Consider the following 11,079-nt stretch of genomic DNA (forward strand, 5'->3'; position numbering starts at 1 on the left):
ACAAAATCTTGCAAACATGAAGACGCGGGCCTCATCCCTGGATGAGGCTGAGAAATCAAAAGCACCTCAAATGAGTCCGCTTTCAAATTATCCGGCTAATCACCAAATCTGACCGCACCAATAATAGACGTCGTCATCGCGCCGCTCCCGGCCGATGATGACCTCGTTTGTCGGGCAGGTGAATTCGTAACCGTCCTCGTCCTGGCGAGGCGAGCGATCGTGGAGGACCACCTGCGCCTCCCCAAACTGGTCTTGAGGGATGGCGCAATGATGCCTGGTCCTGTCGGTGTCGGTGTCCCAGTAATATCTTCCCACCATGACGCGGTACTTGACAGGATCCTCGCCGGGACGCTCGCCGCATTTGTGCGCATAGTCTGAATCGTCGAATGCCGTTTCGCCATCCCTCGGCGTGACCGTCACGTCTTTCATCTCTACGACTTCACCAAGCTGGTATACCGTGCTGCATGTGTATTTGTCCTCCTTTACAGCGCTGTCACTCGACACCCAGGCGCCGGTCAGAACCCTGTTGTCCGGGCACACGAAGGAATGGTCGTTCTCATTGACATTGTATGACTTGGGATCCGCGACCGTCGCCTGTCCCAGCACCTCGTTTCTCGCTCTGCCTTCCTTGAGCGCCGTCTTGACTGCATCGCGGTAATAGGCCTCGACGTCGGCAACCCCCTTTTGCCTGGCTTGCTGGAGTGCGGCATTGCGAAACGCGGCGGCCGCCGGGAGCATCTGCTGGGTACCGTCGGCGGCATTGCCACTCGCTTTCACGGCATCGCCGGCAAGGGCGGTGCCAGCGCAAATTCCGATTAGAACGATGGGGGTGCCGAACGACACCCGCAAACGAGACAGTGCATGTGCCATATCCAATCTCCGGGAGATGTTGTCTAACATTGCATCCAGCCGAACTTCATAAACTCATGACACCTGGCCACAGGAGAAGGAGATGTTGGGTCCAGGGTTTCGATCCAACGGTAGCTGTACGTCATACTTTCGCGGAACGGCGGCGCCGTGCGCTTCTGCGGCGTCGCTGGCGAGAGAGATGCCGGGCCACGCTCCGGGAGCGGTCCAAAGGGAAGAGAATGGAAGTCGACTAAGCATCATCTTCGGCCTCGCGCGGAAAATATGCTGATCGGAATTTGTCGTAGTCCGACTGTAAGCGGATTGACCTTATTCCGTTCGTTGCCGAATTGCAACTGATAGTGGCTGAAACATTTGACAGCACTCTAAGGTTGCAAGTGGCCCGGCACTTGGATAGTATGCCGTCATTCGAGGAAGCTTCACGCCGGTTCGGCTGGCTGCGGGAGCCTGAAGCATGAATGGCTTGCATGCAATCGCTTGTGCCTTGACAGACAACGGCTCGTCGCGGGACGCGGCCGGGGCGCTGGCGGTTCCGCAATTGAAAGGCCAGCATCGGCTGGCGCTGGATCCCGATGACGTCGATACGAATATACCGGTCATCGTTCCGCCTTACGAAGCGATGCGCGTCGATGACAGCATCACCTTCACCTTTGCCTACTCGACAGATCCGGATGCGGAGGGATGGGAGAGAACCAAGACGCTCACAGCCAGCGATCTCGGTCGGCCCATGCAGTGGAATCTGCCGCAGGGGCAACTGTACATGGTCGATGGTGGAACGGCACTGGTCCGCTATCGCGTGAGCTACGCCAACGGCGCGGCAAGCGAGTCGGCTCAGCAGCACGTCCTTGTCTCGGCTCCGCAGGCGCCATTGCTGGCGGCGGCCCATGCGGAGGGGGTGGAAGACGGTTCCCTGGATCCGGGCCGCTTTCCTGGCGGATTGACGGTATGGGTCGATCCCTATCCAGGCCTGGCGATCGGAGACCATGTGCTGTTGCACTGGCGCGGTGCCAACGACCAGAAAAGCACCGTCAAATGCAAGCGCGTCGACGCATCGGTCGTCGACAGCGGCGTCATCGCCTTCACGGTGGAGCCTTCATGGCTGGAAGCCAGCGCTGGCGGCAATATCGAGGTGACCTATCAGTTTGCGCGTCCCGGTGCGGCGGATTCGTCCCTGCCGCTGAGCTTGCGGATTCGCGCGCCGCGGGCCGATTTGCCTCCGCCGGTCGTCGAGGGCGCCGTCCCGGCGGCAGAAGCGGGGCCGAATGCCGGCAACCTTGCCGCCGATTTGGTCCGCGCCGGGGCCTATGTTCGGGTGCCCGACGATGCCACGATCGGCGACGGCGAGTCGATCGCGATTTACTGGCAAGGGCATCGCAACGGCGGCGATTATGTCGCCGACCGACCGGTCGCCGGAAGCGAGCGCCGCTTCTTCATTCCCGCCGCCGCCATAGGCGCCAATATGGGCAATGACGAAGCCAAGCGGTTTCCTGTCATCTATAAGGTGACGAGCGTTGAAGGCGATCTCTATGAGTCCGAGGCCTTCCGGCTAAAGATCCTCCCGCTTCCTGTCGCTCGTTATCCGGCGGTGTCGTGCCCGCAAGCCACGGGGAAACCCGGCCTGAGGCCGGCAGACGTGCCGGATGGCGCGGATCTGGTTCTTCAACCCTGGGTGTTCATCAATGCCGGTCAGGTCGCCACCTTGGAGGTGACGAGTCTGAATTCTGGCGGGCAGCCGGTGAGACATGTCGCGCGCGATAAGGCACCCGTCACGTCAGGGGAGGTTGTCCAGGGGCTGCGGGCGAACGTTCCGCGAGGCTTCCTGCTCGGGCTACAGCCTGGTGCCCAGATCACGATGTTGGCGAGCATAAGCTTCGACGGTGAATCCGCCGCTACTGTTTTTCCGATTTCGCGGACAGTGTGGCTTGGCTGAAAGGACATTTCCATGAAAGACAAATTGAGAAACATAGAAATATACTCAGAAGATCAGGTCCTGGAGGAATTGCGCAAGAAGCCGAGAACATTGGGATGGGATATGATATCAGTTTATAATAGAGAGAAGACAAATTTGATTCTATATCAAGAATACATATCAAGATATACGAAGAATCTCCATTTGGATCCTATAAACGACAGTGTTGCTATTGATGATAATGGGCCATGGGAGTATATGTACGACTATATACTCGATGCTCCGAGGTTGTCCTTTGAAAATAGCAGTATCAACGATTCCGTTGCAAAGCTGTCTATGCAAGTCATGGGCGGCATCGAGATCAAGGTTACCCAGTCCGAAGGGGGGGCCAAAGCAATTTCCAGCATCTCCTGGATAGACGCACTCGGAGCGCCGAAGGTGATCGCAGCGTTGACGCTGCATAGGACGCCCGGCAATATCGGTGACGAGGGGCTTGTTTATCTTAGCCTGAATGATGGTGTGGACTTCGAGCTTCTTTTTTCGGGAGCGCGACAGGCGCGCCGGCGCTTCGGCGCTTTCTTCAAGGAACTTTTCGACAATCTTCCTCCTGAGAAGAGACGATACGTACTGAATACGATAAAGCTCGACAACAGTCAGCTGCTGAGCCCCGAGAGCTTCGAGTTGAGAGTCCACAAGCCGATGGGTTCGAATTTGCGCGAGTCGCCGAGATATGGCGACGGCAGCGTCGTACAGTTCATCTCCATGAAGGGCAGTAGCAGGGGGAACATGCCGGCGGACGACGCAGGTATGCCCTATCTTATTCCGGACGGTTGCTCCGCCACTATGTTGATAGGCCAGCATTTCCTGATCAAGAAGATCATCGCCGAGGGGGTGAAGAACTTTTCAAACGACAAAGACGTTGAGGTGGAGGTCGTATTCGATACCGACAATGCGGAAGAGGCTCTCAGATCGGCAACCATCAAGGGAGGCTCTAGGACGATGGAGGGTTGGACGCAGAAGCTTGGTGCTTTCGAGATCGTGGTATCGGAATCCAAATGGGGGTTGACGAAGCTGGACGAGAACCCGGAAACGTCGACAACAAATGAATTCAAGGTCAGCTTTCCTGCCCCCGCGGCGAATGTCGCGGCGGAGGTGGTGTCCATCGAATGGACCGGGAGCCAGCAGCCGGAAACAGCACTGACTATTTCTGGCAAGCCCTTTTCGGGAAAGATCGGCGTCAGCTGGATCGTGAAACGTGATTTCGAATTCAAGCCCCAGTCCTACGGCGGCTTGAAGCTGGTCGAGAAATCCTCCCGGATGCAGTTCAAGGTGTCGCCCGGAGACTACTCGAGGGAATGGGAGGTCATGCCGCATTTCGGCACGATTGCCACGGCACTTGAGAATTCACTCTCGGAGAAGGTGGGCGAGGCTTTCGGCGATTTCGTCGCTCCCTCGGAGGAGATCGAGCATTTTAGGCTTGCAAGCCTGCTGTTTAGAACCGATCAGTCTGAAATCCTGGAGACCACAAGCGCCCGTCTCCCCATGGATTTGGCGGTGTTTGGCAACATCGTGCCGAAAAAGGCAGCTTTCGATGTCATGCCGATCGAGCACACGCTTCGTGCGCTGGACGATGGCGAGGCGCGCACTCTGCAGTTCCGAACAGTTCCCGAGATGCAGGACGTGAAATGGTCGGTGCGTGCGGTGCCGGGCTTCAACGACGCCTATGTCGGCACCATTGACGAGCACACCGGCATGTACATTCCGGCCCGCATGATCGAGATTGATGGGCTGCAAACGCGTGTTATCGTCACGGCCCAAACGGCAGAAGGCACAAGCTCCGCGCTCCTGAATGTCGTCAAGCGGGACATCAGTGTCAATCCGCGGGTTACAACCGTTTCTCTAGGCGGTTCGCCATATCCAGTTTGGGCGAACGCTCTTGATAAGAAGAACGTCACGTTCAGTCTCGAGAGCTACACCGGCGGCAGGATCGAGGCCGGGGGGGTGCGCGACGAACTTTCTGGGGAGGTGATCGGTACGCATAAGTATCTCCCGGGGGGAAGGCCGGATGGTGACAGGAGTAAGTACAGCATAGATACCCTTACGTTCGTAAATTCCGAGACTGGTGGGATAGGCGAGGCGTATTTCTTCGTGCCGCACGTTAGGTTCAGTGTGGAGGTAAAAGTGGATTATGAAGCATCGCAGCTTCCGCATAGAGTAAAATTGAAGGCGTTTATTGAAGGTGAAGAATCAGAGGGCGTTGATTGGATAATTGAAAAAGGCGAAGGGATAATTGACGGAGATTTTTATGTCCCGAAACTCGATGGTGAAGATAAATTCGCGATAATAATAGCGAAAGATGGTTCCTCAACCGGGGTAATTATACTTCCAATTCCGCTTATTGATCTCGAAAATGTTCGCTTGATGCTGATCTGAGTAATCTAAATAACAGATGCGGTGGTTTCGGCGATGTCTGACGCGTTTTCGACTTCCGAGGTTTTAGATTTACTGAAAATGGGTCCATCTACATTCGGATGGGATGTTATTGTTTGTTATAACCGGGATGTTGTTAATAGAATTGTTTTTATGGATTATATTAATAGATACAATATCGATTCCTATATTGGTGATATTGAAGATGTAATAACGATTTCCGAGAATGAGGAGTGGAGATATCTATACGATTACAAGCTGGATGCTCCAATCCTATCGTTTCAGGATAGCGCGATCGAAACTTCTCGAGCCAATTTGACGATGCTCGTGCAGGGCGGTGTAGAGATATCGGTGAGAAAGGACGATGGGGCAGCAGCCAGGAGAATAACGTCAATCTCGTATGTCGACGCGCTGGCCGGACCTAAGTTGGTTGCGAAGCTGGACCTGCAAACTGTCTCGGGGGATGTTTCGGGGGCCGGGGAGATTTATCTCGATCTCTCAAAGGGCGTCGACTTTGAGATGCTTACCAGTGACGATGGGGTCAAGAACAGTAGGGGCGGCGAATTCTTCAAAGAGTTGTTTGACCGGCTGCCGCTTCAAAAGAAAAAATATGCTCTCAGCACGTACGAGTCGATCTCAAATCAATTCGTGGCGCCCGAGAAATTCGTGCTGCGGGTGCACAAGGCAAGGGATGCCAGGGTCCGCAATTCGCCTCGTTATGGCGATGGTAGCGTCATCCAGTTTGTCGCCATGAAGGGCAGGCCGCAAGGGACCTTGCCCGCGCGGGACGCAGATATGCCCTATCTCATCCCGGATGGGTATTCAGCGACGATCCTGGTGGGGCAACACTATCTGCTTCGGACGCTGGTAAAGGAAGGGCTGAGGAGGTTTTCGAACAGCTCGCTGGCTCAGGTCAGCTTTGACAACGAGCAAAATCTCCAGGCTCCGGTCGGCAACTGCAAACTCGACTTCGTCGCGATCCGGGCCGAAAACCCGGATATCCCGATCTCGCCGAGCCTTAGGATGCGCATGGATGTCTCCGACTTCCCCTTCTTCGGCGAACCTGGTTGGAGTATGGCGTCGGTCACCTATGGCAAGGATGGTGCTGATGACCCTATCGTTTTTTCCATGCTGGCATCGGGGTTTCAGCACGCGGCCACGATTACATTGAATGGACGAGAGCATTACGTCCCAATCGATTTTTCAACATCAAGTTTCACTTGCAGAATACTCAATGGCAAGATAGAAGAGCATCGCTTGGATCCAAAATTTCTTGAGCCATTCAGTAATTATCCCGAACTAAGGCCGTATACGATCAGGCTAACTGCAGCGTTGGTCGCTTTCTATCGTAATCTTGACGAGAGCCGGTCGACTGCTTTGCTTTCTCCGCTACGGGAGATTGATCGGTTTCGGGATGCCTGCCTCCTGTTCCGTGATGCTGGAAGTCGCTTTCGGGTCAAAGAGAGCTACCTTCCGCTGGACTTGGTGATGTTTGGCAACGCAGCGCCGGCGAGTGAAGCTTTCGACGTGGTGCCATCGGAAAAGATCGTGTCGGCGAGGGCTGACGGCACGGACACGCGATTTCTCCAGTTCAACACTGTTCCGGAGCGCTCGGACGTAAATTGGTCGGTGCGGGTTGTGCCGGGGTTCGATGGGATGGAGGCAGGCAGCATTGACGCTTTGGGCAGGTATGCGCCACCTCTGGCGGCGCATATCAGTGGGCTGCAGACCCGTGTCATCGTTACCGCCGGAACCCGCGATGCCAGCTCTTCGGCGCTGGTTTTCGTCGTCAAGGGCGACATTCGTGCCAATCCGTTGATCTCGGTGGCTTCCCTTGGAGGCGAGAAGCATGCCCTCTGGATTGGGGCGGTGGACGCTGCACAGATCGAATGGAGCAAGGAGAGTGATACCGGCGGCCAAGTCGTGGCTGGTGGCCTTATTGATCCGGTTTCCGGCGAAGAAGTCGGCACGCATCACTACATCTCGGGGCCCTCCGCCAGTCCGCCGGGGGCTTTTAGCATCGATAGGATCGTATTCAGAAACAAGGCGACCGGTTCGGAGTGCGTCCTTCATATGTTGGTGGTCCATCGACAGCTTGGCGGGGAGGTTCTCGTTGATGAGCGCGTCGCCCTGCCACCAGATAAGATAAAGTTAAAATTCCTTAAGGAAGGCGAAGAGGAGGAGGTAGTCGAGTGGAAGATTGAGCTCGGAGGCGGGGTGATTAATTCAGATGGAATTTATACATTGGATCCGTCAAGTGATATGAGTTATGCTTTAATATCGGGTCGTTCCGGTGTTTCTGGATATATAATCATTCCAATTCCTTTGATCGATTTTGGTAAAACTATGAGTTTGTATGGATATTGACAAGTTTGCTGTCATGGAGGTGGAGTATGTCGAATTCTGTAAGAGATATTCTGGCGAAGATGCAGCAAGCTTCGCCGACTCTTGGTTGGGGAGCCATCGCGGCACTCAGCCGGGCGGATTTAAATTTGATGCTCGAAAGGCGGTTTGCCGCAAGCTACTTGGATTTTAGCTTCGTGCCGCCTCTCAGTGGCGTCTACCCCCTATCGGCGGGCGGGGAAACTTATGTGATCTTCGATGGCATAATGCTGGGGCCGCCACAATTGTCCTTCGAGTCTTCCACGCTTAGCGACACCGCCGTTGTCGTGAACCTGACCATCATTGCCGGCCGCTATACGAAGATACAAAAAAACGCTTTAGCGCCTGAGCGGTTGCTGACGAGCTTCAATATCACCCGGGAAATGGGTTTCCGGGTCGAAATGGATGTAGACCTCACCACAACAGTGAACGAAGTGGATGGACGTGGTTCCATTGTTTGCGATCTCACGCTGGCTCGAGCGGTGCGCTGCAATCTGGAAATTGCCAGGAGTTCGAGCGAGTACATTGGTGAAATGATCCGGCGGCATATCATCGCGCAACCTCCTTTCAAGCATGTTTCCTTGCTCTCTCTGCTGGATTTGAACGGCTATGGGCCACTCAATCCCAGGCACTTCGCTATACGCACTCAAGCCGCACCGGGCGCAAGGGATCCGGGCAGTGCCAATCACGGCGACGGTGCCCTCGTCATCTTCATGGGCGTAGCGACCCGCAATGATGGGGGGACGCTTCCGATTGACGGGGGAAATTTCCCCTATCTGATCCCCGATGATCGGGCCAATGGCCAGCTTCGCTATTCTGCGACTCTCGTCATCGCGAAGGAATTGGAACTGTTTGTCGACGAGGCGCAGATCGGGGCTTTGAGGTCGAGTGTGCTGCCGCCTGAATATGCATTCGCCGACGACGAACAGCATCAACCGCACGATTTCGTGCTGTTTGGGAAGGTCCGGCTGACGAACCGCTCACTTGTCGTTGAGCCGCTGATTGCCGACGTGCAAAGGAATGGATCGCATCAATTTACAGCGCGTCTCGGCGACGAGACAGTGAATTCAGATATGCGGTGGGTGGTCAACTCGGTCAATACGCCTCAATCATCTGGATCGGTGAGTGCAGGACGGTTTACTGCGGCCGGATCCATGACCGGTAGAAGTGTTCTGCCTTCTGTGGTGACGGCCAGCTACGCTACCCAAGATGGCAATGAGCATGTCGCCGCAGCTATTGCCTTGACTCGCTATGAAAAAGTCACTGTCGCGCCGCTTGTCTGTGTCCGAGGCATAGGAGCAGAGGCGGTCGAGTTTGCGGCGACCGTTGTCGGCGGCGGTGACCTGAACTGGGAACTCCTTGAACCTAAGTTGGGACAGCTGACAGATATTGGAAACGGTCGAGCACGCTACATTCTTCCTCCTGATCTGGGGGAGCTCAGGTTTGTCGAGCAGAAAATCAGGGCCTACGGCGAAACCGGTGACTATGAGGCTCACGCTTCCGTCATCTTGCTGAACACCCCGCACGCGCTTGAAGTCGAGCCTGCATATGCTTTTTCCGAAGTCGGTGGCGGTTCTGTAAAATTTACTGCTTTCGTCGAGGGCGATGAAGTTGATGATGCCAGATGGAGTCTCTTGGGAAGCGGAGAGATTAGCGCGGAGGGATTGTTCACGCCGCCAGCGCAAATGACCGGTCCGGAATTTGCCATTGTTCATTGCGAAGCGCCGCTGGCGGCGGGCCGTTCGCTGCCGGGTTTCGCGGTCGTCCTCTTCAGTGAGGCGGAAATCCCACGATTGCATTGGAACTCCATTATCCGATTCGACTTGAAGCTTAATCGTGGCGCCATTTGCTATGCCAACGGCATGCAGCAACTTCCGGTGCTGGTGGAGATCGAGACCGACGAGAGTTCGTTGGTGCCGATCAGCGATGTCGAACTCGCAAGCCTTGGCCTCTACGACAGCGACAATCAGATGCTTCCCTTTATCGCGCCCGGCCAGGAGGGAATAGAACGCGGCAGCGGCATTGCCTATGCAGTCAACGAAAGAGGAAACCGCTTCGTGCGGCCAAGACCAGCAGGAATCTCGTCCGACACCACAATTCCTCAAAACAATAACACCCGCAGCAAGACCCTGTACGTTCAGCTTGCCACCGAGGAAACAGTACCGCTCTACGCCGCGTTCCAGGGAGAAAACAACGAAGTCTATCGTTCGAACGGGTCCAATGCAGGGAAGATAGAGTTGAACGGAGTAGATCCACAGATAGATTCAAAAGGATACCATATAGAGCGGAAGAGACACTGGAATGATTTTCCGCCTCCCAAACCCGATCCCGTCGATCCAAACCCCAATCACGATTGGGACTATTCCCCCAACTCGATCGACCTTCATGCCATTGCGTACGCTCCGGCCCGCTTCGCCACGCTGAAGATCGAAAACAACCTCTCGACCGTGCAATGGGAAAGCGAGCATCCTGACGAGATGTTCTTCAGCTACACTGGTTTTCTCTTCTATCCAGAGAACGATCCGACCGGTGACGGCGAAAAGACCGCGAAAATGATATCCTACGATCCGTACTTCCTTGCCATGCTGAAAGCGCTGTACGTAAGCCAGCCTCCGGAGAAGCTGGAGTCTGGGGGCCCCAGTGCGGGCGAACTTGTCGTCAGCGTCCATCGCTCCTCCAGCACGCCAATCTGGCACGATTCCATGGCCGACGGGGATAGGAACCGGCTGTTTCGCGCGAAACTGGATTTCCCCGTCACCTATCAACTGCGGGATGTCGAGGGCAATTTGCACAGGCTGACAGTTGGCTTTGAGCCGCCGGCTAATCCCGACAGCCGCAACAAGCTGGAGCTGACGATAGAGAGCCCCAAAGGTAAGCGAGTATCCTTGGAAGGGCGGGGTGATGCGGCAATCTCGAAAAGGAGTTCCTCATGATCGGCCAAAGAAGTGTTTCCCGCGGACTGTCCCCGCTGCCGTGCCTCGGTCCGGAAGCAACAATTGCACGCGAAGGGGAGGAGCCCCGGCCTCTGCAAGAAGGCGCGATCGTCCTTATGGATGAGAACGATTCGAAATGCACAATTGCCGTGGACTATAGTGCGGATGTCGACAAGATATACAGCTTTGCTGCCAACGAAGGATGCAAGGATTTCAACGACCTGGCCACCAAATTCCAGTTGGAGAACTTGTTGTCCTGTACTTACATCGGTTTCTATGAATCCGGAACAGATGACGGCAAGTGGAGCTTTGTTTTGAGGATTATGAAAAAGGTTGTCTCAACCGACCCAATACTTTTCGAAAATATCAAAGGATTGAACGTGGGAGCGAAAATCATACGGCCGGGGGTCATGCTGAAGAGGCTGAGATTGGACGGGGATGCGATGACCATGCGTAAATCCCTGAGCACCGTGTGGGTGAAAACGTTCAACGGGGAAGAGATGCTCCCCGAAGAAGAGAGGCTTCGCTAGTCACTCTATCTGAAACATTCATGCGAAG

Annotated in this window: 6 protein-coding genes; 5 read left to right on the forward strand and 1 reads right to left on the reverse strand. The window is 55.1% G+C overall.

From position 1 onward, the window contains the following. Positions 1-99: 99 nt before the first annotated feature. Entirely contained in the window at positions 100-870 is a 771-nt protein-coding gene (locus tag L4923_RS29825; RefSeq protein WP_239370733.1) for a hypothetical protein, read from the reverse strand. Between the two features lie 451 nt (positions 871-1,321). Between L4923_RS29825 and L4923_RS29830 the strand changes: the two genes are divergently transcribed. From L4923_RS29830 to L4923_RS29850, 5 genes are read left to right on the forward strand one after another with little or no spacing between them, the layout of a single operon-like run. Then, complete coding sequence (locus tag L4923_RS29830) at positions 1,322-2,797, forward strand: hypothetical protein (RefSeq protein ID WP_239370734.1); 1,476 nt, start codon at positions 1,322-1,324, stop codon at positions 2,795-2,797. A gap of 12 nt (positions 2,798-2,809) precedes the next feature. Further along, the gene (locus L4923_RS29835) at positions 2,810-5,209 is read left to right on the forward strand and encodes a hypothetical protein (protein ID WP_239370735.1); all 2,400 of its coding nucleotides are present in this window, start codon (positions 2,810-2,812) and stop codon (positions 5,207-5,209) included. A gap of 33 nt (positions 5,210-5,242) precedes the next feature. After that, entirely contained in the window at positions 5,243-7,573 is a 2,331-nt protein-coding gene (locus L4923_RS29840; RefSeq protein WP_239370736.1) for a hypothetical protein, read from the forward strand. 26 nt (positions 7,574-7,599) lie between these two features. Beyond that, positions 7,600-10,521, forward strand: coding sequence for a hypothetical protein (locus tag L4923_RS29845; protein ID WP_239370737.1), 2,922 nt, complete (start codon positions 7,600-7,602; stop codon positions 10,519-10,521). Beyond that, positions 10,518-11,051, forward strand: a complete 534-nt coding sequence (locus L4923_RS29850) for a hypothetical protein (RefSeq protein ID WP_239370738.1) — start codon at positions 10,518-10,520, stop codon at positions 11,049-11,051. Before L4923_RS29845 ends, L4923_RS29850 begins: the two co-directional genes overlap by 4 nt. Positions 11,052-11,079: the final 28 nt, after the last annotated feature.

The organism is Terribium retamae (assembly GCF_022347545.1).
Lineage (GTDB): Bacteria > Pseudomonadota > Alphaproteobacteria > Rhizobiales > Rhizobiaceae > Mesorhizobium > Mesorhizobium retamae.